Annotated in this window: 29 protein-coding genes; 11 read left to right on the forward strand and 18 right to left on the reverse strand. The window is 67.8% G+C overall.

Annotated features, from left to right (window positions below; all coding sequences use genetic code 11):
* Positions 1 to 239: 239 nt before the first annotated feature.
* The 4 genes from sdhC to AB0L97_RS33765 are packed head-to-tail and all read left to right on the forward strand — an operon-like array spanning position 240 to position 3,631.
* A complete protein-coding gene (gene sdhC / locus AB0L97_RS33750; protein WP_083863252.1) occupies positions 240 to 638 on the forward strand; it encodes a succinate dehydrogenase, cytochrome b556 subunit in 399 nt (132 codons plus the stop codon).
* A 2-nt stretch (positions 639 to 640) separates the two neighbouring features.
* Complete coding sequence (locus AB0L97_RS33755; protein WP_039796191.1) at positions 641 to 1,072, forward strand: succinate dehydrogenase hydrophobic membrane anchor subunit; 432 nt, start codon at positions 641 to 643, stop codon at positions 1,070 to 1,072.
* 16 nt (positions 1,073 to 1,088) lie between these two features.
* A complete protein-coding gene (gene sdhA / locus AB0L97_RS33760; protein ID WP_355079085.1) occupies positions 1,089 to 2,858 on the forward strand; it encodes a succinate dehydrogenase flavoprotein subunit in 1,770 nt (589 codons plus the stop codon).
* Positions 2,858 to 3,631 carry a succinate dehydrogenase iron-sulfur subunit gene (locus AB0L97_RS33765; RefSeq protein WP_355079083.1) on the forward strand — a complete coding sequence of 258 codons (774 nt, stop codon included), beginning with the start codon at positions 2,858 to 2,860 and terminating at the stop codon, positions 3,629 to 3,631. The genes sdhA and AB0L97_RS33765 overlap by 1 nt, the downstream gene beginning before the upstream one ends.
* 171 nt (positions 3,632 to 3,802) lie before the next feature.
* Here the strand turns inward: AB0L97_RS33765 and AB0L97_RS33770 are convergent, their stop codons facing one another.
* The 3 genes from AB0L97_RS33770 to radC are packed head-to-tail and all read right to left on the reverse strand — an operon-like array spanning position 3,803 to position 6,221.
* Positions 3,803 to 4,831, reverse strand: a complete 1,029-nt coding sequence (locus AB0L97_RS33770; protein WP_364437761.1) for a HEAT repeat domain-containing protein — start codon at positions 4,829 to 4,831, stop codon at positions 3,803 to 3,805.
* The gene (locus AB0L97_RS33775; RefSeq protein WP_364437850.1) at positions 4,825 to 5,511 is read right to left on the reverse strand and encodes a HEAT repeat domain-containing protein; all 687 of its coding nucleotides are present in this window, start codon (positions 5,509 to 5,511) and stop codon (positions 4,825 to 4,827) included. The genes AB0L97_RS33770 and AB0L97_RS33775 overlap by 7 nt, the downstream gene beginning before the upstream one ends.
* 38 nt (positions 5,512 to 5,549) lie before the next feature.
* The gene (gene radC / locus AB0L97_RS33780; RefSeq protein WP_364437764.1) at positions 5,550 to 6,221 is read right to left on the reverse strand and encodes a DNA repair protein RadC; all 672 of its coding nucleotides are present in this window, start codon (positions 6,219 to 6,221) and stop codon (positions 5,550 to 5,552) included.
* Positions 6,222 to 6,419: 198 nt separating this feature from the next.
* Between radC and AB0L97_RS33785 the strand changes: the two genes are divergently transcribed.
* The gene (locus AB0L97_RS33785) at positions 6,420 to 6,719 is read left to right on the forward strand and encodes a hypothetical protein (protein ID WP_364437767.1); all 300 of its coding nucleotides are present in this window, start codon (positions 6,420 to 6,422) and stop codon (positions 6,717 to 6,719) included.
* A gap of 23 nt (positions 6,720 to 6,742) precedes the next feature.
* Here AB0L97_RS33785 and AB0L97_RS33790 read toward each other — a convergent pair whose 3' ends face one another.
* Entirely contained in the window at positions 6,743 to 6,940 is a 198-nt protein-coding gene (locus AB0L97_RS33790) for a type II toxin-antitoxin system VapB family antitoxin (protein WP_364437770.1), read from the reverse strand.
* A gap of 107 nt (positions 6,941 to 7,047) precedes the next feature.
* On the opposite strand from AB0L97_RS33790, the gene AB0L97_RS33795 reads away from it, so the two are divergent.
* Both AB0L97_RS33795 and AB0L97_RS33800 read left to right on the forward strand, forming a co-directional pair.
* Entirely contained in the window at positions 7,048 to 7,569 is a 522-nt protein-coding gene (locus AB0L97_RS33795; protein ID WP_355079061.1) for a DUF4396 domain-containing protein, read from the forward strand.
* 128 nt (positions 7,570 to 7,697) lie between these two features.
* Positions 7,698 to 8,594 carry a phenylalanine 4-monooxygenase gene (locus tag AB0L97_RS33800; RefSeq protein WP_355079059.1) on the forward strand — a complete coding sequence of 299 codons (897 nt, stop codon included), beginning with the start codon at positions 7,698 to 7,700 and terminating at the stop codon, positions 8,592 to 8,594.
* 19 nt (positions 8,595 to 8,613) lie between these two features.
* Here the strand turns inward: AB0L97_RS33800 and AB0L97_RS33805 are convergent, their stop codons facing one another.
* Positions 8,614 to 9,225 carry a TetR family transcriptional regulator gene (locus tag AB0L97_RS33805; protein ID WP_355079057.1) on the reverse strand — a complete coding sequence of 204 codons (612 nt, stop codon included), beginning with the start codon at positions 9,223 to 9,225 and terminating at the stop codon, positions 8,614 to 8,616.
* Complete coding sequence (locus AB0L97_RS33810; RefSeq protein WP_364437775.1) at positions 9,215 to 10,729, reverse strand: MFS transporter; 1,515 nt, start codon at positions 10,727 to 10,729, stop codon at positions 9,215 to 9,217. The genes AB0L97_RS33805 and AB0L97_RS33810 overlap by 11 nt, the downstream gene beginning before the upstream one ends.
* A 120-nt stretch (positions 10,730 to 10,849) precedes the next feature.
* Here AB0L97_RS33810 and AB0L97_RS33815 point away from each other — a divergent pair, with 120 nt between their 5' ends.
* On the forward strand, positions 10,850 to 12,151 hold the full coding sequence (locus tag AB0L97_RS33815) for a D-alanyl-D-alanine carboxypeptidase family protein (RefSeq protein ID WP_364437778.1): 1,302 nt from the start codon (positions 10,850 to 10,852) through the stop codon (positions 12,149 to 12,151).
* 5 nt (positions 12,152 to 12,156) lie between these two features.
* Here AB0L97_RS33815 and yhjD read toward each other — a convergent pair whose 3' ends face one another.
* The 3 genes from yhjD to AB0L97_RS33830 form a co-directional block, all read right to left on the reverse strand.
* The gene (yhjD, locus tag AB0L97_RS33820) at positions 12,157 to 13,185 is read right to left on the reverse strand and encodes an inner membrane protein YhjD (RefSeq protein WP_364437853.1); all 1,029 of its coding nucleotides are present in this window, start codon (positions 13,183 to 13,185) and stop codon (positions 12,157 to 12,159) included.
* Between the two features lie 79 nt (positions 13,186 to 13,264).
* Positions 13,265 to 14,296, reverse strand: coding sequence for a tryptophan--tRNA ligase (gene trpS / locus AB0L97_RS33825; RefSeq protein ID WP_355079051.1), 1,032 nt, complete (start codon positions 14,294 to 14,296; stop codon positions 13,265 to 13,267).
* Between the two features lie 21 nt (positions 14,297 to 14,317).
* Complete coding sequence (locus AB0L97_RS33830) at positions 14,318 to 15,286, reverse strand: oxygenase MpaB family protein (protein ID WP_364437782.1); 969 nt, start codon at positions 15,284 to 15,286, stop codon at positions 14,318 to 14,320.
* A 102-nt stretch (positions 15,287 to 15,388) separates the two neighbouring features.
* On the opposite strand from AB0L97_RS33830, the gene AB0L97_RS33835 reads away from it, so the two are divergent.
* Positions 15,389 to 16,024, forward strand: coding sequence for a TetR/AcrR family transcriptional regulator (locus tag AB0L97_RS33835; protein WP_364437785.1), 636 nt, complete (start codon positions 15,389 to 15,391; stop codon positions 16,022 to 16,024).
* 9 nt (positions 16,025 to 16,033) lie between these two features.
* Here the strand turns inward: AB0L97_RS33835 and AB0L97_RS33840 are convergent, their stop codons facing one another.
* Genes AB0L97_RS33840 through AB0L97_RS33850 form a run of 3 tightly spaced genes read right to left on the reverse strand, consistent with a single transcriptional unit; the run spans position 16,034 to position 17,795 of the window.
* Entirely contained in the window at positions 16,034 to 16,528 is a 495-nt protein-coding gene (locus AB0L97_RS33840) for a barstar family protein (RefSeq protein WP_355079045.1), read from the reverse strand.
* On the reverse strand, positions 16,528 to 17,022 hold the full coding sequence (locus AB0L97_RS33845) for a ribonuclease domain-containing protein (protein ID WP_364437789.1): 495 nt from the start codon (positions 17,020 to 17,022) through the stop codon (positions 16,528 to 16,530). The genes AB0L97_RS33840 and AB0L97_RS33845 overlap by 1 nt, the downstream gene beginning before the upstream one ends.
* A complete protein-coding gene (locus AB0L97_RS33850; protein WP_364437792.1) occupies positions 17,019 to 17,795 on the reverse strand; it encodes an exodeoxyribonuclease III in 777 nt (258 codons plus the stop codon). The genes AB0L97_RS33845 and AB0L97_RS33850 overlap by 4 nt, the downstream gene beginning before the upstream one ends.
* Positions 17,796 to 17,857: 62 nt before the next feature.
* Between AB0L97_RS33850 and AB0L97_RS33855 the strand changes: the two genes are divergently transcribed.
* On the forward strand, positions 17,858 to 18,748 hold the full coding sequence (locus AB0L97_RS33855) for an alpha/beta hydrolase (RefSeq protein WP_364437795.1): 891 nt from the start codon (positions 17,858 to 17,860) through the stop codon (positions 18,746 to 18,748).
* Positions 18,749 to 19,152: 404 nt separating this feature from the next.
* On the opposite strand, the gene AB0L97_RS33860 is transcribed toward AB0L97_RS33855, so the two are convergent.
* The 5 genes from AB0L97_RS33860 to AB0L97_RS33880 form a co-directional block, all read right to left on the reverse strand.
* Positions 19,153 to 20,403, reverse strand: a complete 1,251-nt coding sequence (locus AB0L97_RS33860; RefSeq protein WP_356964685.1) for an acyl-CoA dehydrogenase family protein — start codon at positions 20,401 to 20,403, stop codon at positions 19,153 to 19,155.
* Positions 20,404 to 20,429: 26 nt separating this feature from the next.
* The gene (locus tag AB0L97_RS33865) at positions 20,430 to 21,305 is read right to left on the reverse strand and encodes an SDR family oxidoreductase (protein WP_356964686.1); all 876 of its coding nucleotides are present in this window, start codon (positions 21,303 to 21,305) and stop codon (positions 20,430 to 20,432) included.
* Positions 21,306 to 21,387: 82 nt separating this feature from the next.
* A complete protein-coding gene (locus AB0L97_RS33870; RefSeq protein ID WP_364437800.1) occupies positions 21,388 to 22,263 on the reverse strand; it encodes a MaoC/PaaZ C-terminal domain-containing protein in 876 nt (291 codons plus the stop codon).
* Positions 22,264 to 22,407: 144 nt separating this feature from the next.
* A complete protein-coding gene (locus tag AB0L97_RS33875; protein WP_356964688.1) occupies positions 22,408 to 22,845 on the reverse strand; it encodes an SRPBCC family protein in 438 nt (145 codons plus the stop codon).
* Positions 22,846 to 22,876: 31 nt separating this feature from the next.
* On the reverse strand, positions 22,877 to 24,094 hold the full coding sequence (locus AB0L97_RS33880; RefSeq protein WP_364437804.1) for a lipid-transfer protein: 1,218 nt from the start codon (positions 24,092 to 24,094) through the stop codon (positions 22,877 to 22,879).
* A gap of 354 nt (positions 24,095 to 24,448) precedes the next feature.
* On the opposite strand from AB0L97_RS33880, the gene AB0L97_RS33885 reads away from it, so the two are divergent.
* Entirely contained in the window at positions 24,449 to 25,030 is a 582-nt protein-coding gene (locus tag AB0L97_RS33885; RefSeq protein ID WP_364437856.1) for a TetR/AcrR family transcriptional regulator, read from the forward strand.
* Positions 25,031 to 25,099: 69 nt separating this feature from the next.
* On the opposite strand, the gene AB0L97_RS33890 is transcribed toward AB0L97_RS33885, so the two are convergent.
* On the reverse strand, positions 25,100 to 26,254 hold the full coding sequence (locus AB0L97_RS33890; RefSeq protein WP_364437859.1) for an MFS transporter: 1,155 nt from the start codon (positions 26,252 to 26,254) through the stop codon (positions 25,100 to 25,102).
* Positions 26,255 to 26,375 lie beyond the last annotated feature (121 nt).

Below are 26,375 nucleotides of genomic sequence, written 5' to 3' on the forward strand. Positions count from 1 at the left end.
CAAGGACCACGACGGAACCCCGCACCCATCAAGAAAGGTAAGCCTAACCCGATCCGGTGTCGCGCAACGCACGGTACGCCGAATTAGTTCCGGGATTGCTGGAGGATTAGAGTCCAGAACAGATCGGTTCAGGTTCCCTGCGACGGGCCGGAGTACAGCCACCTGGGCATTCGCCCGCCACGCCGTCGGCGTCGGATCTGAAACCGGGTCCATCAACGACGTTGGAGGCACCGCACTCTATGACCACGATTGAAGCTCCGGCCCAGCCGAAGCGGAAGACGCTGTACCGAGGCGACCCCGGAATGTGGTCGTGGGCGCTGCACCGGATCACCGGCGTCACCATCTTCTTCTTCCTCTTCGTCCACGTGCTGGACACCGCCCTGGTGCGCGTGAGCCCGGACACCTACAACGAAGCGATCGAGACCTACAAGACGCCCATCGTGGCGTTGATGGAGATGGGCCTGGTCGTCGTCGTCCTGTTCCACGCGCTCAACGGCGTCCGCGTGATCCTGGTGGACTTCTGGTCCAAGGGCCCGAAGTACCAGCGCCTGATGCTCTGGATCATTCTCGCGATCTGGTTCCTGCTGGCCGTTCCCGCGATCGGGCGCCAGTTCTTCTACCTGTTCACGGAGCACTGAAAATGAGCGCACCTGTCATCGGAAAGTCTTACGACCGTCCGGCCAGCCTGGACCTGCCGCGTTCGCCGCGCGCGCGCTCGAACAACAACTTCGAGAAGTACGCCTGGCTGTTCATGCGTTTCTCCGGCCTGCTGCTGATCGTGCTTGTACTCGGCCACATGGCGATCATGCTGCTGCTCGACGGCGGCGTGAAGCGACTCAACTTCGCCTTCGTCGCAGGCCGCTGGTCCAGCCCGTTCTGGCAGTTCTGGGACCTGACCATGCTGTGGCTGGCGCAGCTGCACGGCGGCAACGGCCTGCGCACGGTCATCGACGACTACTCCCGCAAGGACTCGACCCGCTTCTGGCTCAAGACCCTGCTGGCCGTCTCGATGATCCTGATCATGGGCGTGGGCACCTACGTCATCTTCACCTTCGACCCCAACATCAGTTAGGAACAGGCCCCCTCGCATGAGTGAATCTCGTCCTGTCCAGGAGCACCGCTACGACGTCGTCATCGTCGGCGCGGGCGGCGCGGGCATGCGCGCCGCGATCGAGGCCGGCCCGCGTGCTCGGACGGCGGTGCTGACCAAGCTGTACCCCACCCGCAGCCACACCGGCGCGGCCCAGGGCGGCATGTGCGCCGCGCTGGCCAACGTCGAAGAGGACAACTGGGAATGGCACACCTTCGACACCGTCAAGGGTGGTGACTACCTGGTCGACCAGGACGCCGCGGAGATCATGGCCAAAGAGGCCATCGACGCGGTGCTCGACCTCGAGAAGATGGGCCTGCCGTTCAACCGGACGCCCGAGGGCAAGATCGACCAGCGGCGCTTCGGCGGGCACACTCGCGATCACGGCAAGGCCCCGGTTCGCCGCGCGTGCTACGCCGCCGACCGCACCGGCCACATGATCCTGCAGACGCTGTACCAGAACTGCGTCAAGCACGACGTGGAGTTCTTCAACGAGTTCTACGTGCTGGACCTGGTGCTCACCGACACCGATCGCGGCCCGGTCGCGACCGGCGTGGTCGCCTACGAGCTGGCCACCGGCGACATCCACGTCTTCCACGCCAAGTCGATCGTGTTCGCCACCGGCGGTTCGGGCCGGATGTACAAGACCACCTCGAACGCGCACACCCTGACCGGCGACGGCATGGCGATCGTGTTCCGCAAGGGCCTGCCGCTGGAGGACATGGAGTTCCACCAGTTCCACCCGACGGGCCTGGCCGGACTCGGCATCCTGATCTCCGAGGCCGTCCGCGGCGAGGGCGGCATCCTGCGCAACGCCGACGGCGAGCGGTTCATGGAGCGCTACGCCCCCACCATCAAGGACCTCGCGCCGCGTGACATCGTCGCCCGCTCGATGGTGCTCGAGGTGCTGGAGGGTCGCGGCGCGGGCCCGAACAAGGACTACGTCTACATCGACGTGACCCACCTCGGCGAGGACGTGCTCGAGGAGAAGCTGCCCGACATCACCGAGTTCTCCCGTACCTACCTGGGTGTGGACCCGGTGAAGGAACTGGTGCCGGTGTTCCCGACCTGTCACTACGTGATGGGCGGCATCCCGACCCGCATCCGCGGCGAGGTGCTGCGCAACAACAGCGACGTCGTCCCCGGCCTCTACGCCGCGGGCGAGTGCGCGTGCGTCTCGGTGCACGGCGCCAACCGTCTGGGCACCAACTCGCTGCTGGACATCAACGTGTTCGGCCGCCGCGCCGGCATCGCCGCCGCGGAGCACGCGCAGCGCAGCGAGTTCGTCGAGCTGCCGGAGAACCCGGCGCAGATGGTGCAGGACTGGCTGACCCAGCTGCTGAGCGAGCACGGCGACGAGCGGGTCGCCGACATCCGCACCGAGCTGCAGCGGTCGATGGACAACAACGCCTCGGTGTTCCGCACCGAGGACACGCTCAAGCAGGCGCTCACCGACATCCACGCGCTCAAGGAGCGTTACGCGCGGATCACCGTGCAGGACAAGGGCAAGCGCTACAACAGCGACCTGCTCGAGGCCGTCGAGCTCGGCTTCCTGCTCGAGCTGGCCGAGGTCACCGTGGTCGGCGCGCTGAACCGGAAGGAATCGCGCGGCGGCCACGCCCGCGAGGACTACCCGGACCGCGACGACGTGAACTTCATGCGCCACACGATGGCCTACAAGGAGGGCTCGGAGCTCCTTTCGGACATCCGCCTGGACTTCAAGCCGGTGGTGCAGACCCGTTACGAGCCGATGGAGCGTAAGTACTGATGACTGCTGTTGCCGAAGCACCCTCTTCGCAGACGCCCGCTCCGGTCCCCGAGGGCTCCGTGATGATCACCGTCAAGGTGGCCCGGTTCAATCCGGAGGACGACAAGGGCGCGCACTGGGAGTCCTTCCAGGTGCCCGCGCTGCCGACCGACCGCTTCCTGAACCTGCTGATCTACATCAAGTCCTACTTGGACGGCACGCTCACCTTCCGCCGGTCCTGCGCGCACGGCGTCTGCGGTTCCGACGCCATGCGGATCAACGGCGTCAACCGGCTGGCCTGCAAGGTGCTGATGAAGGACATGCTGCCCAAGAACGGCAAGTCGATCACCGTCACCGTCGAGCCGATCCGCGGCCTGCCCGTGGAGAAGGACCTCGTGGTGAACATGGAGCCGTTCTTCGACGCGTTCCGCGCGGTGAAGCCCTACCTGATCACCTCGGGTAACGAGCCCACCCGCGAACGCATCCAGAGCCAGGCCGACCGCGCCCGGTTCGACGACACCACCAAATGCATCCTGTGCGCCTGCTGCACCACCTCCTGCCCCGTGTACTGGAGCGACGGCAGCTACTTCGGCCCGGCCGCGATCGTGAACGCCCACCGCTTCATCTTCGACAGCCGCGACGAAGCCGCCCGCGAACGCCTCGACATCCTCAACGACGTCGAAGGCGTCTGGCGCTGCCGCACCACCTTCAACTGCACCGACGCCTGCCCCCGCGGCATCGAGGTCACCAAGGCGATTCAGGAAGTCAAGCGAGCGCTTCTGTTCACCCGCTGATTTCACGGACCCAGCCGAACCGAAGGCCGCCTCCATCGATGCGATAGAGGCGGCCTTCGCCGTTTGTGAGGCGGACTGCTTCCATCGGCGGTCGCCGGCATTCTCAGCCGAGGTCAGGCCGGGTTTACGAAGGGCGATGACCAGGGAGCCCGCGAAGTCTCGAACAGGAAGTCAAGCGAGGGGGGCTTTTTTGTGGGGCCGATGTTCGAGCGTTGGCAGGAGGGCCGAGGCGATGAGGGCAACGGCGCGATCGTCGTCGCTGGTCAGTTGCCGCAGGGTGTTCAGCGCGATGGTGCCCGGCATCTCAGCGAGCGCCTGGGTCAGGCGGATCCGCACCGCCGAGTCCGTCGCGTGCACGGTCAGCTCGTCGACCAGCGCACTCATGATCCGATCCGCCCACTCCGCGTTCTGTGCCAGCGTTCCCAAGAGTTCGGCCGCCTCGACATCGTTCGGGCCCTCGACCACCGTGCCGATGAGCGCGGGCACGGCCCGGGTGACCCCGCGCGCACCCAAGGCGAGAGCAGCGTGTCTGCGGACCGTCGCGTCCGCGTCCTCGAGCGCGTCCGTGAGGACCGAGGTCGCCTCGTCACCCGGTAGTTCGCCGAGCGCCAGGACCGCGCGCCGCCGGACGTCGACGTTGTCGGAGCCCATGCCGGATGCCACGCTCGCCACGCCGTCACCGCCGGCTCGCGCGAGAGCCCACCGCAGTGCCCCGGCCACATATGGATCCGATTCGGTGAGGACCGCCTCGGCGAGCAGCTCGGCGGGCATCGACACGTCCTCCGGCGGGGCCAGTACAGCCTGCTGCCGTCGGGCAGCATTGTGCGAACCGAGTCCGTGCAGGAGTTCGACGATGCGCAGGACGTCCTGCCAACCGGAGGGCTCGGCCGCATCGACCCTGCGCAGTCGCTCGAGAAGTTCCCGCTCCCGTTTCAGTCGTTCTTCCGTCTTCCGGATGAGCTCGCCGACCAGGGTGGATGGAGTGAATGCGGCTTCGTCGAGAGCGCGTGCGATTTGGCTCAGCGACAGTCCCAGCGACCGCAGCCCCTCCACGTGGAAGATCCGCCGGATGTCCTCCGGGGAGTACTCCCGGTAGCCGCCCACGGTGCGGCCGGTCGGTCGCACCAGCCCGAGGGAGTCGTAATGCCGGAGCATGCGGGCACTCACCCCCGAGCGGCGCGCCACCTCACCGATCAGCACGCGGTTGTCTCCTCCTGGTCCGGGCCGAGCGCGACGACCCGTCTCGCCGCATCGACCGCGAGGTCGAATCCGGCATCCGGGTCGAGCAGGAGCCGCTCAGTGGCGCGCGCATGCGCCCTCACCGTCGGGTCCGGACTTGCCATCGCCGTCCGCAGGACCGGCTCGACCACCTCACCGAGCGCGACGAGGGCGCGGCTCAGGCTCAACCGTACCTCCCGGTCTCCCCGGCCGAATTGCATGGCCAATTCGGCGCCCAGCCATTCTTGCTGACCGTCGGGCACGAGAACGGCGGCCGCGCGCCAGGCAGTCCGCGCGACCTCGTCGTCGGCATCGTGCAACAACGACCGTGTGATCGCCGACCACGCGGTCGGGTCACCGATCTTGGACAGCGTGTGCAGCGCTTGGCTGCGAGCCTGAGCGCGCTCGGAACGGAGTTCCGCGCGGAGCTTCGGAACCGTGAGTTCCGACGGAAGACGGGTGAGCGCCCACGTGAGCATGTCGCGCACGAAGAAGTCCGGCTCGATCGCGCACCGCTCTACCAGCGCATCGATGAACCCGGGATCGGGATGAGTGCCCGCTGCCAGTGCCGCCTCGAGCCGCGTCGAGGAGTTCGCCGCCGCCAAAGCGTCGAGCAGCCGGGTGTGCTGTGTATTGCTGTGTGTCGAATTGATGGGGACCACCTCCGACAGCCAGTGAAAGCCTTGACACAGTGAGAAGGTCAAGCGAACTTCGGTGCGCTCGTCCACCTCTCCCCCGCGATGACCACGTGGTCGAGGAAGCGGAGGCCTACGGTGTGGGCGGCTTCGGTGAGGAGGGTTGTGGTGTGTCGGTCGTCGGGGCTGGGGGTGAGGTCGCCGGAAGGGTGGTTGTGCACAATGGCGAAGGCTCGGCCGTCGTGGCGAAGGACGGTGTTCAGGATTTCCCGGACGGGGACGACGACCTGGTCGACAGCGCCTTCGGCGACGAAGACCTTCTGACGGAGGCGATTCTGGGCGTCGCAGATCAGGACGAGAAGACGCTCCACCCTGGCGCCCGCGAACAGCGGGAGGGCGGCGGCGGCCACGTCGGCGGGGCTGGTGAGTCGGATCGACGTGTCCGGCCTGCCACGTGCTCGTGCGCCGAGGTGGAAGGCGGCGATGATCGCGGCCGCCTTCGCGACGCCGATGCCCGCCCGGCGAGACAACTCCTCCGGCCGCGCGGACGCCAGCCCGGCGAGACCGCCGTGCTCGACCAGCAACTCCACCGCCAGGTCCAGCGCGCTCGCACCGCGCCTGCCCTGGCGTAGCAGCAGAGCCAGCAACTCCGCATCGCTCAGCGCGTGCGGCCCGAGCGCCAGCAACCGTTCACGCGGCCGCTGCGTCACCGGCACGTCGACTAGAGAGACCGCCATGACTCCCACCCCTCGGTCACGCCAACAGTGCCAGGGATTCTGCCAGGGGCCACCGACACTCAGGCCAGAACTCGACCGCGACCCTCACCTCACGCACCCCGTCAGCTCAGCAGCGGGACGCCGACCCGCGACACCCATATGCTGGCTGATATGCGGTTCGGCAACCGAGTCGGTCACGAACTGGGGAGTTGATGGGCGATGTGGTACCTGAAGGCGCAATGGCACCACGATTTCGACGACGAGCCGGTGGAGCTGTTCAGCGAGATCGGCGACGACGGTTTCGAGGTGCGCAAGGTCGAGGTGTTCCGGGACGGCCACCGCGACTGGGCCGATTCCGGTCGCGGCACAGGCACCACCGAACTCGGGCAGATCCCGGTTCCCACGCCGGACGAACTGAACGCCGAGACCGAGTTCACCGCACTCCAGATCGACGCCAGGGAGTTCGACGAGGTCTGGCAGCGCGCTCTGGACGAGCAACGACCCGCCTCTCCCAGATAACCGAGAGACCGGCCGCGATACCGCTAGCGGTCCATCACCGCGACGTCCGGTAGCCCGACGAACGCCTTAGCGGCGAGCCGCTGCAGATTGTGCAGCTGGCGCTCGTGCACGACGATCCGGCGCAAGGCCTCGTTGACGGTGGCGTCACTGGTCGACGTGCCCATGATGGCGGCGGCCGCGGCGAGCAGGTCCTGGTCGAGATCGATCCGCACGGATTTCATGCGCCCTCCTTCATACTTTCGCCATCTTGCGGCATAACGCCCGTTCATGTCCGGCAAATCGAGAACTCGGCCTTGCGCAAATACCCTACGGGGGTATAGTTCCAGTCATGGAACACAGGCACCACCCGTCGGCCGAACACGTCTCGCACGCCGCACCCGCCGGACAACACAGCGCGCACCACGGCCCCGCTACCTGGCGGATGGCGGCGATGGCGACCCTGCACTGCCTCACCGGCTGCGCCATCGGCGAAATCCTCGGCATGGTGATCGGCACCGCGCTGGGCTGGAACAACACCTCGACGATGGTGCTGGCCATCGTGCTGGCGTTCGTGTTCGGCTATGCGTTGACCATGCGCGGCGTGCTGCGCGCGGGCCTGCCGTTGGCGGCCGCCGTCGGCACCGCGCTTGCCGCCGACACGGTGTCCATCACGGTGATGGAGATCGTGGACAACGCCGTGATCCTCGCCGTTCCCGGCGCGATGGACGCCCACTTGGACACGGTGCTGTTCTGGACCACCCTCGCCTTCGCCTTGGCGGTGGCCTTCGTGCTGACCACGCCGGTCAACAAGTGGATGATCGGACGCGGTAAAGGCCACGCGGTGGTGCATTCGTTGCACGGCGCGCACTGATCAGCACGCCGTCCGATCCCGGCCTTCGGTTGTCAGGATGGCCCCGGGAAAGCCCGTTCAGCTAGGCAGATTGCTCAGCTGAACGGGCTTTTGTTGTCGGCGGGTGCCTGCGGTGCTTGCATCGAGTCATGTTCAGCGAGGCGCAGTTGTACTCGCCGGTGACCCGCACCGGCGACGGTGACGTGACCGTGCACCTGAGCGATGAGCACCCCGGTGTGCACGATCCGGAATATCGGGCCCGGCGCAATGCCATCGCCGCGCTGGCACTGGACCATGCACCGGGAAAGCCGACACCCCACATCGCCTACACCGACGAGGAGCAGCAGGTGTGGCGGATCGTGTCGGCCGAACTCGCGCGCAAACATCGCACCTACGCCAGCGCGGAGGTGCTGACGGCCGCCGAAGCGCTGTCGTTGCCCACCGATCACATCCCGCAATTGGACGAGGTGTCCGCGGCGCTCGCCCCGCTGACCGGATTCCGGTACGCACCGGCCGCCGGACTGGTGCCGCTGCGACAGTTCTTCGGCTCCTTCGCCGATCGGATCTTCCACTCCACGCAGTACATCCGGCATCATTCCGCGCCGTTGTACACCCCGGAGCCGGATGCCATCCACGAGATCATCGGGCATGCCACCCAGATCGCCAGCCCGCGCTTCGCCGCGATCTACGCGACCGTCGGCGCGGCGGTGGCGCGCCTGAGCACCGATCGCGCGTTGAAATTCCTTGCCGACGTCTTCTGGTTCTCGATGGAATTCGGCGTCGTCCGGGAGCGCGGCGAGATTCGGTGCTACGGCGCGGGCCTGCTGTCGTCCTACGGCGAGATCGAGGAGTTCCGGCACGCCGAACTACGCCCGCTCGACATCGCCCGGATGGGTACCGCGACCTACGACATCACCCACTATCAGCCGACTCTCTACTGCGCGGACTCGATCGCCGAGATCGAGGACGTGATCGGCGGCTTCTTCGCGACCATGGACGACGACACGCCCGACCGTTTGCGGCAAGCCAGTCCGGCAGGCGCGTGATAGTACGGCCGGGGAACTTTCAGGACTCGCGCTTCGGCGCGAGCGGCATGCCCGCATCCAGGAAATCCAATGTGCGGGTGATGTTCTCGACGTTCAACGGCGTCATCGTCGCCATGCCGAGAGCCGCGCCCGCCATCGCGCCCGCTGCCACTCGCACCTCGAAATCGTCGGCGGCCCGGCCGAGATGATCGGCCAGCAGGCTCGCGATGAGGTCGATGCTGCGGATGATCTCCAGGCCGATGGCCGAGCGCAGCTCCGGCACGTGATAGAGCAGCGCCTGCCGCTCCTGCTCGAACGCCAGCTCGGCGGCGGCCAGATTGCCGAAGACCTCCAGCACCGCGTTACGAAATGCCGCCATCGGCCCGATGTCGCGCGGCTGACGCCGCAACGCCTCGATCATCGCCGGATCGAGGTCGTCGGCGAGCACCAGCTGTTCCTTGGTCGGGAAGTAGCGGAAGAAGGTGCTGGGCGAGACATCGGCGGCAGCGGCGATCTGTTCGATCGTCGTCTCGTTGTAACCCTGCTCGCGGAACAGCCGGAAGGCCTCGAGGCGAATCGTCCGGCGGGTCCGTTCCTTCTTCCGCTCGCGCAGACCCTGCGCCGTCCCGCTCGCGGGTAGCTCAACCGACATGGATCGATTCTGCCGCACCCGGCTCCGGCGCCCGTGCGGGTTGCCGTGTGCGCACCAAGGTCGCCGTGAGCACCGCCGCCAGCACGCATAGCGCGGCGCAGGCCCACAGCATCGCGCCCATGCCGCCGAGGAAGGCCATCTGCACCTGGTGCAGCATCGAGGGATCGCCCAGCTTGCCCGCCGTGGCGACGCCCGCGTTCACGCCGTCGGAGATCGGTTCGCGGTTCAGCTCGCCCAGTTCCGACCGGTACCGAGTGGACAGCACGGTGCCGAGCACCGCGACGCCGATGGTGCCGCCCGCCTGGCGCAGCGCCTGCAACAGCGCGGAGCCGGACCCGGAGCGCTCGGCATCCGGATCGCCCATCGCCATGCCCATGGCCGCGGGCATCACCAGCCCCATACCGGCGCCGAGCAGCGTCAACCACAGGGCGGCGAAGCCGTAACCGCTGTCCACGGTGGTCAACGCCCCCAGTGCCAGCGAGCCGGCCAGCAGCGCGAATCCGGCGGCCACCACCACGCGCACGCCCAGTTTCGGCAGCGCTTTGTCGACCAGCCTGCTGCCGACCAGCAACCCGGCGATCAACGGAAGCAATCGCAGGCCGCTGCCGAGCGCGTCCACGCCGAGCACCGCTTGGAAGTACTGCGGAACGGTGAAGAACATGCCGAACATGGCGAAGTTCACCACGATCGAGAAGGCGGTCCCCCAGCGGAACCCGTCGGCGGCGAAGAGCCCGAGATCGACCAGCGGATGCGTGGTCCTGCGCTGCCAGAGCAGGAACGCGCCGAACAGCAGCACACCGGCCGCGATGATCGCCCAGGCCGGGCCGTCGCCCCAGCCTTTCTCGCCGATCCGGATGAAGCCGTAGGTGAGCCCCAGCATGCCCGCGGCGGACAGCGCGACGCCGGGCAGATCGATCCGGAAGTGCTGCGCGCTGCGCGATTCGGGCACCAACGCGGCGACGGCGCACGCACCGATCACGACCATCGGCACGTTGATCAGGAACACCGAACCCCACCAGAAGTTCCGCAGCAACCAACCTCCCACGATCGGGCCCAGCGGTAGGCCGATCGCGGTGGAGGTGATCCAGATGGTGAGCGCCCGCTGGAGTTCGGCCGGTTCGGGGAACATCGCGGGCAGCACCGACATCGACAGCGGCATCATCGCCGCGGCCGCGATGCCGAGCACGACGCGCGCCGCGACGAGCTCGCCGGGCGAGGTGGCCACGGCGCACGCGATGGACGCCACGCCGAACAGCACCAGCGCGGCGAGCAGGAACTTCTTGCGGCCGTAGCGATCGCCGAGCGCGCCCGCGGGCAGCATCACGGCGGCCAGCGCCAGCGTGTAGGCGCTGCTGAACCATTGCAGCGCGGCGGTATTCGCGTTCAGGTCGACGGCGAGCGTGGGCAGCGCCACGGTCAGCACGGTGACATCGAGCCCAATCGTCAGCATCGCCACGGCCAGCGCGCCGAGGGCGAGCCAGCGACGGGACGAGTCGTTCTTCATGACGCCTCCAGAAATGGTAGCTACATCTTTTTGATAGTAGCTCTCATTTAGTAGATACTGTCAATACCGTCGCGGGGATGGACTGCTCGATCACCGGACCGCTCGCTAGGCTCATCGGCGATGAAGATCACTCGCCGTGCCTTGCTCTGCTCAGGCGCCGTCCTCGCCGTCGCCGTGATCGGAGCGACGGCCGCGCCGTCCCTCGCAGCGCCGAGCACCACCACGCCGTTCACCACCCCGAACACCGACGGGTGCCCGCAGAAGACATCGCCGCCCGCACCGATCGACACTTCCGAGGTGCCCGCGCCCGGACAGCCGACCCCCACGCCGCTGCCGGTCCCTTCCCCGCCGATCGGGGGAACCCGCCTCGGCGAGTGCGGAGTCGTACTTCCCAAAGCCGCGCCGCCCGCTCCGCAGGACATTTCGGCGACGGCCTGGCTGGTGGCGGATCTGGATACCGGGGAGGTGCTGGCCGCGAAGGACCCGCACGGTCGCTACCGGCCCGCGAGCACGATCAAGGTGCTGCTGGCCACGCTGGCGCTGCGCACGCTGAATCTGGACAAGGTGGTCGTCGGCACGCAGGCCGACGCCGACGCCGACGGCACCCGGGTCGGCATCGGCCCCGGCGGCCGTTACACCAACCGACAGCTCATGCAGGCGTTGATCATGGCTTCGGGCAACGACGCGGCGCATGCCATCGCGGCGCAGCTCGGCGGCGACGCCGCGACCGTCGCGAAGATGAACGGCCTGGCGAAATCGTTGCGCGCCATGGATACTCGCACGGCCACTCCGTCCGGGCTGGACGGCCCCGGCATGAGCACCTCGGCCTACGACCTCGCCGTGCTGTTCCGCGAGGCCATGACGGTTCCGCTTTTCGCCGAGCTGATCCATACCGAGCAGGTCGACTTCCCCGGCTACCCCGCCGACCCTGCCGTTCCGGGCGACACCGACCGCCCCGGCTACCCGATCGGCAACGACAACCAGCTGCTCTACAACTACGACGGCGCCCTCGGCGGCAAGACCGGCTTCACCGATGACGCGCGCCAGACCTTCGTCGCCGCCGCCCAGCGGGGCGGCCGCAGGCTCGCCGTCACTCTCCTCAAGGCCGACGTGCGGCCGGTGCGCCCATGGGAGCAGGCCGCCCGCCTGCTCGACTACGGATTCGCGCTGCCCCGCGGCGCCTCGATCGGCAATCTGCCCGGCGCGGTGGTACCCCAGCGCGACCAGAGCGGAGCCACCCTCGCCGCGCCGCCCACATCGGGAAACGACCCGGCGATGTCCTCGTCGCCGGGCAGCGACCCGTCCGCCATGCCACACACCGGAGATCGCCGCACCGGCGCGCGCACCGTATTGATCATCGGCGGTGTCCTCGTGATCGCCGCGCTCGTCCTAGGGGCACGGCGGGCCACCCGGCGACGCTGAATCGATCACCGCCGGTCCGACCTGCGTAATCCGGAAAGAGTCAGGGCGGCAAGCGCGCCCGCGCCGAAGAAGGCGGCGCCCACCCCCATCGAGACGTCACGCGCACCGACCCGCGGCGCGATCACGGCCGGCCCGGGGGCGGGAATCTCGGCTTCCGGCTCGTTCTCCGCGGCGGTGGCGGCCCAGGCCGTGGCGAACAGGACGATGCGGTAGGTGACGTAACTGAACACCATCAGACCGATGATCGAGCCGAAGGTGGCGCCCGCCGGGCTGCTGAGCACCGATTGCAGGTAGATCGAGGCGACGATCTTGAACACCTCGAAGACCAGCGCGGCCAGACCGGCCGCCTTGGCGGCACTGGCCAGCGTCACCGGTTCCCGGGGCAACCGCGCGATGACCCAGGCGAACACCGCCCAGGAGGCGAGGAAACCGAGCGCGATCGACAACAGCGACAACAGCAGGTCCGCGCCCGGCAAATCGCCGAGGCCCAGATTGTCCAGCAGTTGACTGCCGAGCGAACTCGACGCCAAGGCCGACAAGCCCAGCGAGACCGTGAACGCGAGGCCGAGACCGACCAGCGCACCCAGATCGGAGAGCTTGGTCATCAGCCAGTTGCCGTCCGGAGACTTCTGGTCCCATTGCTCGGTGAGCGCGGCGCGCAAATTGGCCATCCAGCCGAGGCCGCTGTAGACGCCGGTGATCAGGCCCAGCGCGCCGACCGTGCGCCGGGAGTCGACCGCCTGCTCGATCAAATCGTTCAGCTGGGTGCCGAACGAGCCGGGAATGTTCTCGACGATCTTGGCCTGCAACTCCCCGAGCAGATCCGGATTGCTGGACAAGATCACGCCCGCGACCGCGAAAGCGATCATGAGCAGCGGAAACAACGACAGCACAGTGAAATACGTGATGCCCGCCGCGTAGTAGTCGCCCCGCTGCCGCTGATAGCGCCCCGCCGCGCGAACCAGATGGTCCAGCCACGGCTGCGCCTGGATCCGGCGTTGGATCCAGGCTTTGACATTGTCGATCACCTGCACCATTCGCCCCTTCGACCGAGAGACCTCACACCGGTGGTACCCGGTCGGGCGCGCGACAACCGCCCAGGCGAGCGGCCGCCTAGCGACTCAGCAAGCCCACCCGGTCGTAGACCTGCGCGAGGGTGTTGCCCGCGATCTCTCGCGCACGCTCGGCGCCGGCCGCGAGTACGCGGTCGAGTTCACCCTGATCCGACATGTACTCTTGCACCTTGGCCTGCAACGGCGTGACAAATTCGACCAGCGCGTCGGCCACGTCGGCTTTCAGCTCGCCGTAACCCTTACCCTCGAAATCCTTTTCCAAGGTGACGATCGGCGCACCGGTCAGCGAACTGAGGATCACCAACAGGTTGCTGACGCCCGGCTTGAGTTCCGGGTCGTAGCGGATCTCGCGTTCGGTGTCGGTGACCGCGGATTTCACCTTCTTCGCGGTGACCTTCGGGTCGTCGAGCAGGTTGATCAGACCCGCGTCGGTGGAGGCCGACTTGCTCATCTTCGCGGTCGGGTCCTGCAGGTCGTAGATCTTCGCCGTGCCCTTGACGATGTGCGCCTCCGGCACCACGAACGTCTTCTTGAACCGAGAGTTGAAGCGCTGGGCAAGGTTACGGGTCAGTTCCAAGTGCTGACGCTGGTCCTCGCCGACGGGCACCTGATGGGCGCGATAGAGCAGGATGTCCGCGGCCATCAGTATCGGGTAGGTGAACAGGCCTGCGGTCGCGTTCTCCGCGCCCTGTTTCACCGACTTGTCCTTGAACTGGGTCATCCGGCTGGCCTCGCCGAAACCGGTGAGACAGCTGAGCACCCAGGTCAGCTCCGCGTGCTCGGGTACCTGGCTCTGCACGAACAGGGTCGACTTCTTGGGGTCGATGCCCAGCGCGAGCAACTGGGCGGCGGCGGCGTTGGTGCGGAGTTTCAGTTCCTTGGGGTCCTGCGGCACCGTGATCGCGTGCATGTTCGGGATGAAATACAGCGCGTCGTAGTCGTCCTGCATGGTCACCCAGTACTGCAGCGCGCCAAGGTAGTTCCCTAGATGGAACGAGGAGCTGGTCGGCTGGATCCCGGACAGGACCCGCTGTTTGCGTTCGGCGGCCGGGCTGGGCGCAGGACTCGACATACTCCGATTTTCGCATGCGGCTCAAGCCGAATTTCGCTGCACCCAGTTGCGCGGGTCCACCCCGGGCATGCTCGGCCGTCCGCCGCTGACCAGTTCGTGTTCCCGCTCGGACAGCATCTTGTAGACCGGCGCGCTCGGCCCGGCGAGCGTGCCACGCAGCACCGGGGGCACCAGCGGAACCGACACGTGCGCGGTGCGGACCGCTCGGGACAGTCCCTGGTAGGCGACCTCCTCCGCCACACCCCAGCGCATCCCGTACATCCGGCGGATGCGTGTCGGCAGGCTGCCCTGCACCAGCAGGTAGAACGCGGAGGTGACCTGCTGCAACGGCACACCCTGCGAGTAGGGGACGCGCTGTCCGGCCAGGTAGGAGCCGACCAGCCGCGCCTCTTCGGTGAGGAACAGTTCGCCGGAGGCGAGGTAGCCGTCGAAGAAGGCACGGAACTCCGGATAACTGGCGGGCGCCGCGTCCGCGGGCATGCCGAACAGCTCGCCCCAGCGCACGTAGTCCTGGTAGAGCCCTTCGCGCTCACCGTCGGTCATGGTGCGCACCAGCAGGTCGTACATCACCTCGGCCGAGTCGAACGTGAAGGCCATGGTCATGAACATGAGGTGCGGGTCGAGCGCGGAGTATCCCGTCCCCGCCGGGTGCTGGTCACCGGCGTCCTCCGGCAGCGTCCCACGCACCTTGACGTGCCGTTTCCTGGTGAACGCCAGCGCGCGGTCGGCCTCGGCTCTGCTACCGAGGAACACCGCCTCGAACAGGCGGCCGGTCAGCGCGAGCCGGGTGTAGGGGGTCATGCGGTGCTCGGTGTTCTCCGCCGTGCCGACAAAGAGCAGCGGGTGCACCGCCCCGATCACCAGCGCGCGCAAGCCGTAGGTCAGTCCCACCGCCCGCTTGCTCATCACCCGCCGGACCATCGAGTGGTCACTGAAATAGCCGGGCTCGGACATCGCCGCCTCCTCATCGAGCACATCTGGCAATAGCATCCACCAGAACCTACCTTTCTGGCAATACTCCATGCCAGAATGTTGCGCGCGGGTCGATCGGGCGACAACCACGGTGTTAAGCGGACCTGTAAGAATCGAAGGGTGACGGCGCAGCGGACTTACGGGGGCATCTCCGCCGAGGAGCGCCGGGCGCAGCGGCGTGCGGCGTTGCTGGAGGCCGCGCTGGAGATCATCGGCACGGAGGGGCTGGCGAAACTGACCGTGTCGGGGTTGTGCGCGCGGGCGGGTCTCAACGAGCGGTACTACTACGAGAACTTCGACAGCCGCGACGCCGTGCTCACCGCCCTGATCGACGGGATCGCCGCGGAACTGGCGGCGGCCATCCTCACGGCCGTGCGCACCGCCGCGGCGGACACGCGCGCGACCGCGCACGCCGCGATCACCGCGGGCGTGCACCTGCTCACCGATGACCCACGCAAGGCGAAAGCCGCCCTGATCGCGGGCATGGCGACGCCGGAACTGCGCGCCCGCACCACCGAGACGGTGCGAACGTTCGCGCGGATGGTGGCCACCGAGGGCACGGACTTCTACCGGATTCCGGATTCCGGCCCGGCCGCGGTGGTCGAGTTCCGGGCCCTCTACCTGGTCGGGGGGCTGGTGCAGACGCTGACCGCCTGGCTCCAAGGCGACCTGGATCTCACGCGCGACGAATTGATCGAGCAGACAGTCGACGTGTTCGTCCTGCTCGGCGAGGACATGGCCGGCAAACTGCGGTAACAGCCCTGGTCACAGCCGCAGGGACACGTCCTCCAGATCGGGCGCTTCGCCTTGCAGGACGACCCGGAAGAGCACGTCCCGCCGCGACCAGTAAGCCGCGCAATCGCGCATGGCCTCGGCGAACCAGTCACGCTCGACGGGCTCGTCGGCGAGCAATCCGGCCGAGTCGCGCACCACGGCAACGTATCCGGCCCCTTCGCCGAGGAAATCGTCCAGATCACGCAGGCACTCGTCGAACGCGTCCTTGTTCTCCCCGAAGTAGTACGGAAACTGGAACGCGGCGGCGAACTCGTCGAACAGGCGCGCGGTGGTGGTCATCTTCGCGCCGCGCAGTTCACGCACCAGGTAGCCCGAAGGCGCTTTGTCCCGCACCCCGCTGAAGTCGGCGGCGTCCACCGCGAGCGTGCCGAACGTGACACGCGGCGGGGTGAGTGCGGCGCCGGGCGGCGCGTCGTCGGCGTCGGAGCGGGCAAGGAACTGCGACAGCGTGACGGTCTTTGTCATCAGCGCATCCTCGTGAAGGTCTTGTAGTGATCGCCGGTGTACCAGGCCGAACCGTCGCTACCGGTGACGATGCGTTCGGCGTCGCGGGATCGGCCGGACTGCTTGGGATTGACGTCCCATTCCTGATAGATGATCGGCTTACCGGAGCCGTCGGTCGCGGGCAGGTCCCCACCCCGATTCATCCATCGCTCGCCCCCTTTGGTGCCGGGTGCGTTCGCCGAGTCCGGCCACTGGCCCGCGTCGATCTCCCTCAGCGTGGCGTACGCGCGCTCCGGGATACCGGACGCCTGAGTGACCGGCGACGCGCTGTCCGCACCGCGCGGCGCGGCGGCGGCCGGGGTGGCCACGCTCGTCGCGGCGGTAGTCGCGCGACTCGCCGGGGTAGATGTGGTGGTAGCGCCACCGTCGTACAGCGCGAGCACCGCGGCGAGCACCACCAGGGCCACCGCGACCAGCAGGCCGACACCGCGCTTGATCAGTCGCGCCCGGTTCATCGGTACTGCACCGTGACGGGCGCGTGGTCCGACCAGCGTTGATCATAGGTAGCGGCGCGCTCGACCACGGCGTCCTTGGCTCGGGTGGCCAGCTCTCCTCGGGCGAGGTGGTAGTCGATGCGCCAGCCGCTGTCGTTGTCGAACGCGCGGCCCCGGTAGGACCACCAGCTGTAGGGACCGTCGCCCGCCGGGTGCAACTGCCGCACCACGTCGACGTACCCCGCGGCCAGCAGCTCATCGATCCACGCCCGCTCCTGCGGCAGGAACCCGGCCGACTTCAGGTTGCCCTTCCAGTTCTTCAGGTCGCGCTCGGTGTGGGCGATGTTCCAGTCCCCGGCGACCACGAAATCACCGGTTCGCGCGGCGAGGTAGGCGCCGAGTTCGGCCATGAAGCGATACTTCTCGTCTTGACGCACCGTGCCCGCGTCACCGGAGTGCACGTAGACGCTGGCCACGGTGACATCGTCGAAATCGGCCTCGAGATAGCGGCCCGCCGCCGCGAACTCACTGCTGCCGAAGCCGACTCGCACGGCGCTGGGCGCCCGCCGGGACAGGATGCCGACACCGGCACGGCCCTTGGACTCCGGTTCGGCGTGCGACAGCTGCCATCCCGCGTCCAGCGCGGGCGCCAGCGCGGCCCGGACCTGGTCGTCGGTGGCGCGAGTCTCCTGCACGCAGACGATGTCCGCCTCGGTGGCCGCGAGCCAGGCGAGCAGCCCCTTGCCCGCGGCCGCGCGGACACCGTTCACGTTCACTGTCGAGATATACGGCACACCACGACCGTACAATGCTGGTCAGATGAAGTCCCTTGGACACTGCCGTCCAGGAAGGGGTGATGACGATGTCGTCCGACACCTCCCAGTCCTCCTCCGCCCCCGCGCGCGGATCCACCCGGGCGAAACAGCCCCAGCCGATCAAGGCATTGCACGTGGGATCCGGCGATCCCTTGCTGTTGCTGCACGGATTCATGATGTCGCCGCACTGCTGGGAGCAGACGGCGGCGCGGCTGTCGACGCACTGCGAGGTGTTCGCGCCCGCGTTCGCGGGCCACTGGGGCGGCGCGCCCACCGGAGGCCCGTCGGTGGACGTGGGTTCGCTGGCCGACCGGATCTGCGAGCAGCTCGATGAACTGGGTTGGCGGACTTGCCATATCGCGGGCAACTCGCTCGGCGGACTGGTCGGCGTCGAACTCGCCCGCCGCGGACGCGCCCGCACCCTGACGCTGATCGCGCCCGCGGGCGGCTGGCACGCGCCCTCGTTGACCCAATGGCGGGTCAACCTGAAATTCCTCTCCCTGATACCGCTCGTCGAGATCGGCAAGCGCATGGGCGGATTCGTGATCGGCAACCCACTCGCCCAGCGGGTCGCATTGCTCGCGTTGAGCAAGCAGGCCTCCGTAGTGTCCCGGCGCGACGCCGCGGCCGCGCTCGCCGCCGCGCTGCATTGCCCGGCGATGGTGCCGATGATTCTCGGCGCGATGCGGGCGCCGGCACAGGACGACCTGTCCACCCTGCGGACGCCGGTCCGGCTGCTGCTGTCGGAGTACGACCGGGTCATCCCCAACCGCGTCTACGCGCGGCGCTACCTGAAGGAACTGCCCGAATCCGCCGACCGCATCCTGGTCAACGGCGTCGGCCATGTGCCGATGCTGGAAGCGCCCGACCGCATCGCCACCCTCATCGCCGAACACGTCTACGCCAGCCGCACCCGGCTACGCGCTGTGTAGTTCGGCCGCGACTTCGTCGCGGCGTGTGCTGTGTTGATCTTTCCAGCGCCTGCGGCGCTGGGTGTTCGCGGCCCTCTTATGGCTCGCGAACGGAACAGGCTCGGTCTCGCTTCGCTCGAAAGACGTAGTTATGGTGCGCTGAGCACGTCGGCTTTCGAGTTCAGGACCAAGTGCACGCGGCCTCCCGAGTGCCCGTTCCGACACGCCCGAACGCGGCGACGGTGGGTGATGATGACCGCTCTATGGCCAGCTGGCCACTGATGCGGTGGACAAACCGGGCACGAGCCGGATCGTCAACCGGCTGGGCTCGGTCTCCCCGCCCACGACCGGTGGTCGGGCCGATTTGGTTGCGCGCGGCCGTAGCTCACCGCGCAGTGCGTACGGCGAGCCAGCCGATTCGGAAACTACTGCGCGAGCAACCCTTTCGCGATGTGGGTCACCTGGATCTCGTTGCTGCCCGCGTAGATCATCAGTGACTTGGCGTCGCGGGCGAGTTGCTCCACGCGGTACTCGGTCATGTAGCCGTTGCCGCCGAACAGCTGCACCGCTTCCATGGCCACCTCGGTGGCGGCCTCGGAGGCGTACAGCTTCATCGCGGAGGCCTCGGCCAGGGTCGGGGGTTTGCCCGCCCGTCCCCGCTCCAGCGTGTTGAACACCATGTTCTGCACGTTGATCCGCGCGATCTCCATCTTCGCCAGTTTCAGCTGGACCAGCTGGAACCGTCCGATCTCCTGGCCCCAGAGCTTGCGGTTCTTGGCGTACTCCACGCACAGCCGATGACACTCGTTGATGATGCCCAGCGCCATGAAGGCCACGCCGACGCGCTCGGCGGTGAAGCTGGACCTGGCGCTGTCCCTGCCGTCGCCGCCCTTGTGTTCTTCGGTTTCGCCGAGCAGGCGGTCCCGGCCGAGGCGCACGTTGTCGAAGAACAGCTCGCCGGTCGGGGAGGAGTGCAGGCCCATCTTCTTGAACGGCTTGCCCTGGGTGAGGCCGGGCATGCCCTTGTCCAGCACGAAGGCGAGCACCTTGCGGTCGCGCTTGTCGCCGCCCGCGCCGTCGTCGAGCTTCGCGTAGACGATCATCACGTCGGCGAAGGGGCCGTTGGTGATGAACGTCTTCTGGCCGTTGAGCAGGTAATCCTCGCCGTCGCGCTTGACGTAGGTCTTCATGCCGCCGAACGCGTCGGAACCGGAGTCCGGTTCGGTGATCGCCCAGGAGGCGACCTTCCGCATGGTGACGATGTCCTCCAGCCAGCGCTGCTTCTGCGCCAGCGTGCCCCGCGACATGATCGTGGTCGCGCCCAGACCGATGCTCACGCCCATCGCCGAGACCAGGCCCATGCACACTCCGGACAGCTCGCCGATGAGCACCGCCATCAGCGATTCCTGTCCGGCGAACGGGCTCGAGCCGGATGACTTCGGCTTCCGTTCCGCTTCGGCGGGAGCGCTCTCCCGCGCCGCCTGCCTGGCCAGCATCTTCTGCACGGCTTCGCCGCCCATCACATCGATCCCGAACTCGCGGAACAACTTCCGGATCACGGGGTACGGCGGCAGTGCACCGCTGTCGAGCGCGTCCAGATTCGGGCGGATCTCCTTGTCGATGAACGCCCGGACGGCATCGCGGATCATGACATCGGTCTCGGACCATTCGAACATCGTCGTTCTCCTCACATTCCCCGAGGTCAGGGCAGCCGGGCGGCGATGTCGTCGATCAGCCAGGGCCCCTCGGTCTCGATGGTCTTCACATCGTGCCAACCGGCCAGCTCGGAGATCGCGCCGCCCTGCACCGCGAACACCTTGCCGGTGATCGGGCAGTCTTCGGCGGCCAGGTAGGCGACCAGCGGCGCGATATTGGCCGGGGCGAAGGCGTCGAACCCGCCGTCGGACTCCTCCGCTTCGGCCGCCAGCATCTCGCCCATGCCGGGTGTGGCCAGGGTGAGCCGGGTGCGCGCGATCGGCGCGATGGCGTTGACCCGCACGCCGTAGCGCGCTAGTTCGTCGGCGGCCACCAGGGTCAGCGCGGCGATCCCGGCCTTGGCCGCGCCGTAATTGGCCTGTCCCGGGTTGGGCAAGGTGGTGCCCGACGCCGATGCCGTGTTGATCACGGCCGCGTTCGGCTGATTGCCCGCCTTGGACTGCTGCTTCCAATATGCGGCGGCATGGTGCAGCACCGCGGCGTGGCCTTTGAGGTGCACGGCGATCACCGCGTCCCATTGCGACTCGTCCATGCCCGCGATAAACGCGTCACGCAGGATGCCCGCGTTGTTGACGACGACGTCCAGGCCGCCGAACTCTCTGACCGCTTGCTCGACCAGTTTCTGCGCACCGTCCCAGGTGGCGACGTCGTCGGTGTTGGCCACCGCCTTCCCGCCCGCGGCGACGATCTCGCGCACCACCTCCTGGGCGGGACCGGCATCGGTCCCCTCGCCCGCGTTGCTGCCGCCGAGATCGTTGACGACCACGGCGGCGCCCTCCTTCGCGAACAGCAACGCGTGCTCGCGGCCGATGCCGCGACCCGCGCCGGTGATGACGGCGACCCGCCCGGCCAGTACGCCCATGTGTTGTCTATCTCCTGTAGTCGTGCCGAATCCGGCGAAGGGGAAAGGGAGCGGCGGACACCGTGCCGCCGCGCGATGGATGTCAGTCGGCGATCTCGGCCAGTCCGTCGCTGAGCACGACATCGTCGCCGCGCACGGTCTCGAAGGCGTAGCGGGTGACGCCGTCGGCGGAGCCCGCCTTCCAGATGCGGGTCTCCAGGTCGTCGCCGGGAAAGACCAGCTTTGCGAAGCGCACCGCGAAGCGCCTGAGCCGGTGCACATCCGACTCCGCGACTTCGGTCAGCACCGCCCAGGACGCGAACGCCATGGTGCACAGCCCGTGCGCGATGATGCCGGGCAGTCCGGCGTCCTTGGCGACCTGCTCGTCCAGGTGCAGCGGCACGGGATCGCCGGACGCCGGTGCGTAGCGGAAGGTTTGGTCGTGGTCCACATGCTGCGCCACGACGGCGACCGGGTCCTGCTCGCGCAGCCGTTCGTCGAACTTGTGCGCCGGAGCGGCCGCGCCGACCGTCTTGCCCGCATCGATGTTGCGGAAGAAAGCGGTGAGGTATTGGTCGTTGACCGGTTCTCCCGCCTCGGTCCGGCATTCGATGCGAATGGTGATGGTCGTTCCGTTGGGGCGGCTGGCGTAGCCGATCGCCTTGGCGCGCGACACCAGCCGGTCGCCGGGGCGGATCGCGCGGTGGAAGTGGAAGTCCTGCTCCCCGTGCACGACCCGGCCGAAGATGTCCATCGGCGCGACGTCGATGACGGGCATCATCATGGCCTCGAAGACCGGGACGATGGCGAAGACCGGTCCGGCCACCGTACCGGCCAGGTGCGCGGCGATCGGATCGTTGGTCGCGGCGGCGTACTCCGCGACCCGCTCGGCGGTGACCGCGAACCGGTCCTCGTCGGACCACGTCTCCAAGCCGCTGTCGTCGAACTCGACTGTGCGGGCGCTCGTTTCGGCGCTCATGCCGCATCCTTTCCGGCACGAGCGTGGCCCTGCGTGGTCACGCTCCGCCGCCGCCTCCGGGCCTGACCGCTCATGCTGTTTCCTTTCCGGCACGAGCGGGGCCCTGCGTGGTCACGCTCCGCTGCCGCCTCCGGGCCTGACCGCTCATGCCGCCGAGGCCAACGTGTCGAGTTGGTCGAGCGAACGGTCGAGCTGTTTGATGCCGTCCTTCTCCACCGCTTTGCCGAGCGCGCCCTTGATCAACGCGCCCTCGAAGTCACCCGACACGAGGATGGTGCTGCCCTCGCCGTTGGGCCGGATGTCGAAGGTGAACTCCGTCCGCACGCCGGCCATGCCGGTGCCGCCGAGCGTCAGCTTGTTCGGCGCGTCCACCGCGACGATGGTCCATTCCAGTTTGTTCGCCATGCCGAGCATCACGATCTTGGCGACCAGCTTGGCGCCCGCGCTGAGCACGGCGGGCGGCTCCTCCATGAAGCGTTCGTGGATGGTGAACCACTTGTCCCAGGTCTGCGGGTCGGAGACGACCGCCCACAGGGCTTCGGGGGCGGCGTTGACGTCCTTGGTGGCTTCGATATGTCCCATGTGTCGCACTCCTCGTCGAGTTGGTCGGCGTTCAGCGGTCGGCGCGCTGGTAGGCGGTGACGACGGCTGCGCCGCCGAGGCCGATGTTGTGTTGCAGAGCGGCGGTGACGCCGTCCACCTGCCGCTTGTCCGCCGCTCCGCGCAGCTGCCAGGTCAACTCGGAGCACTGCGCGAGACCGGTCGCGCCGAGCGGATGCCCTTTGGAGATCAACCCGCCGGAGGGGTTGACCACCCATTTGCCTCCGTAGGTGGTCTTGCCGTCGTCGATCAGCTGCCCCGCCTCGCCCTCGCCGCACAGGCCGAGCGCCTCGTAGAGCAGCAGTTCGTTGGCCGAGAAGCAGTCGTGCAGCTCGATGACCTGGAAGTCCTCCGGGCCCAGCCCGGACTGCTGATAGACCTTCCTCGCGGCATGCACGTTCATGTCGTAGCCGATCAGGTTCTTGGCGGTGTCGTCGAAAGTCGAGGCGAAGTCGGTGGTCATCGCCTGGCCGACGATCTCCACCGCTTGCCCGGCGAGATCGTGGGCGTCGACGAAGTCCTCGCTCGCGAGGATCACCGCGCCGGACCCGTCGGAAGTCGGCGAGCACTGCAGTTTGGTCAGCGGGTCGTAGATCATCCGCGAGGCGAGGATGTCTTCGAGGGTGTATTCGTCCTGGAACTGCGAATACGGGTTGTTCACCGAGTGCTTGTGGTTCTTGTGGCCGATCTTGGCGAAGTGCTCGGCGGTGGTGCCGTACTGCTTCATGTGCTCGCGCCCGGCCGCGCCGAACATCCACGGCGCCACGGGGAACAGCACCTCGGAGATCTCGGCCAGCGCCATGATGTGCTTGGCCATCGGCTGCTCGCGATCGTCCCAGGTGGACCCCAGCGAACCGGGTTGCATCTTCTCGAAGCCCAGCGCCAGCGTGCATTCGGCCAGGCCGCCCCGGATCGCCTGGGCCGCGAGATACAGCGCCGTCGAACCGGTGGAGCAGTTGTTGTTCACGTTGACCACCGGGATGCCGGTCATGCCGAGTTCGTAGACGGCGCGCTGGCCCGAGGTGGATTCGCCGTACACATAGCCGACGTAGGCCTGTTCCACCAGGTCGTAGCTGATGCCCGCGTCCGCGAGCGCCTTGGTGCCCGATTCCCTGGCCATGTCCGGGTAGTCCCAGGCGCGAGTAGTGCCGTCGGCTTCCTCGACCAGGCGGCGGCCCGGCTTCTCGAACTTCGTCATGCCGACACCGACGACGTAGACCTTGTTCGTCATCGAACTCCTCAGATTGTGCGTACGCCGCGAGCGGCCGAACGAGCGAAAACAAACATACAAGGTTGTATGTAAGTGAGCAAGAGGTCCGCGCGGAAGCGCGACCACGACCCCAGTAACCAGCCGATTGCATTTCACTTGCTACATACAGTGAGACATGCATGTTTTCATCAGCACCGCCTCCGAAGGCGCGCTCGGCCGCAGTCGGATGCCGTCCGCCCGGCAGCCTCGATATCGCCCATTTCCCCGCCGAAACGGCGGAACATACAGCACTGTATGTAAGTGTAGGATCGGGCGGTGGCCAGGAGCGTAGTCGTGAAGCAGCAGCGCCGGACGCAGGAACAGCGCAGCACCGAGATGCGCACCCGGCTGCTGGACGCGACGGTGGACTGTCTGGTCGAGTACGGCTACTCGGGCACCACGACGCCGCGGGTGGCCGAGCGCGCCGGGGTGACCCGTGGGGCGCAGGTCCATCACTTCGGCTCGAAGACCGATCTGGTGGTGGCCGCGATCAGCCACCTGGCGCAACTGCGCGCCGAGACCGCCATGCGGGAGATGTCGCGGGTCGAAACCGGCGACGATCCGGTGGCCGCGGCGCTGGAGTTCCTGTGGGACCTGCACCAGGGTCCGCTGTTCATCGCGACCGTCGAACTGTGGGTGGCGGGGCGGACCGACCCGGTGCTGGCCGCGGCGATGGAGAAGGTCGAGCCGTTCGTCAACAACGCCGTCTTGCTTGCGGTCGCCCGCTTCGTGCCGGACGACGTGCGCCGCAAGGAAGCGCGCGACTTCATCTACACGGCCATGGACGCGCTGCGCGGAATCCTGATCTCGAATTTCATCGACCCGGATGACGAGCGCGCCCGCCGCCGGTGGCGACGCGCCTCGGCGCACCTGCACGACATCGCGGGCCGCGCCCTGGCCGGCCGCCCCGCCGGATAGTCCGCGCCCGACCCGGCGAGTCCCAATCCCGACAAGCCGCCGACAACCTCGGGGCCCGCTTCGACATCGCTACCGCGTCGCTCGCTGCGGGCGTGATCTCCGCGCGGTCCAAGCGGTCACTGTGAACAACGCGACGCCGATCGCCGCGAGGGCCGCCCCGGCCACGGCCGGAGCCGTGTAACCGAGGCCCGCGGCGATGACCAGGCCGCCGAGCCAGGCGCCCGCGGCGTTGGCGATGTTCAAGGCGGCGTGGTTGAGGGCGGCGGCGAGGGTCTGGGCGTCGGCCGCGAAGTCCATCAGACGGGTTTGCAGTGCCGGCGCCAAGGCAGCTCCGGACGCGCCGACCAGCAACGCGCCGAAGGCCGCGGTGTACGGGTTGTGCGCGGCGGCGACGAAGCCACCGAGGATGATGGTCATCGCGACCATCGACACCAGGATGGCGCGGTCCACGCCGCGATCGGCGAACACGCCGCCGACGATGTTCCCGATCACCATGCCCACGCCGAACAGCATCAACACCAAGGGAACCGCGCCGGCCCGCAGACCCGCCACGTCGATGAGTGTTGTCGCGATGTAGGTGTAGACGGCGAACATGCCGCCGAACCCGACGGCGCCGACCAGCAGCGTCAGCAGTACCTGCGGGCGACGCAGCGCGCCGAGTTCGGTCATCGGGTTGGTCACCGTGATGCCGGTGAGTTCCGGCACGAAGCGCAGCAGCGCCGCCACGGTGGTCACTCCGATGAGCGCGACGACCACGAACGCATCGCGCCAGCCGAGATGCTGGCCGAGCCAAGTAGCGGCGGGAACGCCGACAACATTGGCGGCGCTCAATCCCAGCATAACCGCGGCAACCGCCTTTGCCCGCTGCCCTACCGGGGCGAGAGTGGCGGCGGCCAACGAGGCGACACCGAAGTAGGCACCGTGCGGCAAACCTGAGACGAATCGCGCGAGAACCAGCGTCTCGAACGAGGGCGCCAGGACGGTCGCCACATTTCCCAGGGTGAACGCCACCATGAGCGCGACGAGCAGGCGCTTGCGCGGCATCCGCGCGCACAGCGCCGCGATCAGTGGCGCGCCGATCACCACACCGAGCGCGTAGGCCGATACCGCGTGCCCCGCGGTCGGCTCGGAGACCCGCATCGCCGACGCGATGTCCGGCAGCAAACCCATGGTGACGAATTCGGTGGTCCCGATCCCGAATCCGCCGATGGCCAGGGCGAGCATCGCGGGCACGTGCCAATCGGTTCGTCCGGGCGGCGCGGAGGTGCTGGTGGTCAGGGCGCTGGTCACGTGTTCATGTAACCGGCCTCGGCCTGCGATCGCTTCCCCAGCGAACGTGAGTTCG

The organism is Nocardia sp. NPDC051911 (genome assembly GCF_040681035.1).
GTDB lineage: Bacteria > Actinomycetota > Actinomycetes > Mycobacteriales > Mycobacteriaceae > Nocardia > Nocardia sichangensis.

Excerpts from the sequence above, each read along its gene's own strand:
- sdhC (WP_083863252.1), top strand. The coding sequence starts at position 240 with ATGACCACGATTGAAGCTCCGGCCCAGCCGAAGCGGAAGACGCTGTAC.
- AB0L97_RS33755 (WP_039796191.1), top strand. The coding sequence starts at position 641 with ATGAGCGCACCTGTCATCGGAAAGTCTTACGACCGTCCGGCCAGCCTG.
- sdhA (WP_355079085.1), top strand. The coding sequence starts at position 1,089 with ATGAGTGAATCTCGTCCTGTCCAGGAGCACCGCTACGACGTCGTCATC.
- AB0L97_RS33765 (WP_355079083.1), top strand. The coding sequence starts at position 2,858 with ATGACTGCTGTTGCCGAAGCACCCTCTTCGCAGACGCCCGCTCCGGTC.
- radC (WP_364437764.1), bottom strand. The coding sequence starts at position 6,221 with ATGGCGGTCTCTCTAGTCGACGTGCCGGTGACGCAGCGGCCGCGTGAA.
- AB0L97_RS33785 (WP_364437767.1), top strand. The coding sequence starts at position 6,420 with ATGTGGTACCTGAAGGCGCAATGGCACCACGATTTCGACGACGAGCCG.
- AB0L97_RS33790 (WP_364437770.1), bottom strand. The coding sequence starts at position 6,940 with ATGAAATCCGTGCGGATCGATCTCGACCAGGACCTGCTCGCCGCGGCC.
- AB0L97_RS33795 (WP_355079061.1), top strand. The coding sequence starts at position 7,048 with ATGGAACACAGGCACCACCCGTCGGCCGAACACGTCTCGCACGCCGCA.
- AB0L97_RS33800 (WP_355079059.1), top strand. The coding sequence starts at position 7,698 with ATGTTCAGCGAGGCGCAGTTGTACTCGCCGGTGACCCGCACCGGCGAC.
- AB0L97_RS33805 (WP_355079057.1), bottom strand. The coding sequence starts at position 9,225 with ATGTCGGTTGAGCTACCCGCGAGCGGGACGGCGCAGGGTCTGCGCGAG.
- AB0L97_RS33810 (WP_364437775.1), bottom strand. The coding sequence starts at position 10,729 with ATGAAGAACGACTCGTCCCGTCGCTGGCTCGCCCTCGGCGCGCTGGCC.
- AB0L97_RS33815 (WP_364437778.1), top strand. The coding sequence starts at position 10,850 with ATGAAGATCACTCGCCGTGCCTTGCTCTGCTCAGGCGCCGTCCTCGCC.
- trpS (WP_355079051.1), bottom strand. The coding sequence starts at position 14,296 with ATGTCGAGTCCTGCGCCCAGCCCGGCCGCCGAACGCAAACAGCGGGTC.
- AB0L97_RS33830 (WP_364437782.1), bottom strand. The coding sequence starts at position 15,286 with ATGCTATTGCCAGATGTGCTCGATGAGGAGGCGGCGATGTCCGAGCCC.
- AB0L97_RS33840 (WP_355079045.1), bottom strand. The coding sequence starts at position 16,528 with ATGACAAAGACCGTCACGCTGTCGCAGTTCCTTGCCCGCTCCGACGCC.
- AB0L97_RS33845 (WP_364437789.1), bottom strand. The coding sequence starts at position 17,022 with ATGAACCGGGCGCGACTGATCAAGCGCGGTGTCGGCCTGCTGGTCGCG.
- AB0L97_RS33855 (WP_364437795.1), top strand. The coding sequence starts at position 17,858 with ATGACGATGTCGTCCGACACCTCCCAGTCCTCCTCCGCCCCCGCGCGC.
- AB0L97_RS33860 (WP_356964685.1), bottom strand. The coding sequence starts at position 20,403 with ATGTTCGAATGGTCCGAGACCGATGTCATGATCCGCGATGCCGTCCGG.
- AB0L97_RS33865 (WP_356964686.1), bottom strand. The coding sequence starts at position 21,305 with ATGGGCGTACTGGCCGGGCGGGTCGCCGTCATCACCGGCGCGGGTCGC.
- AB0L97_RS33870 (WP_364437800.1), bottom strand. The coding sequence starts at position 22,263 with ATGAGCGCCGAAACGAGCGCCCGCACAGTCGAGTTCGACGACAGCGGC.
- AB0L97_RS33875 (WP_356964688.1), bottom strand. The coding sequence starts at position 22,845 with ATGGGACATATCGAAGCCACCAAGGACGTCAACGCCGCCCCCGAAGCC.
- AB0L97_RS33880 (WP_364437804.1), bottom strand. The coding sequence starts at position 24,094 with ATGACGAACAAGGTCTACGTCGTCGGTGTCGGCATGACGAAGTTCGAG.
- AB0L97_RS33885 (WP_364437856.1), top strand. The coding sequence starts at position 24,449 with ATGCGCACCCGGCTGCTGGACGCGACGGTGGACTGTCTGGTCGAGTAC.
- AB0L97_RS33890 (WP_364437859.1), bottom strand. The coding sequence starts at position 26,254 with ATGCTCGCCCTGGCCATCGGCGGATTCGGGATCGGGACCACCGAATTC.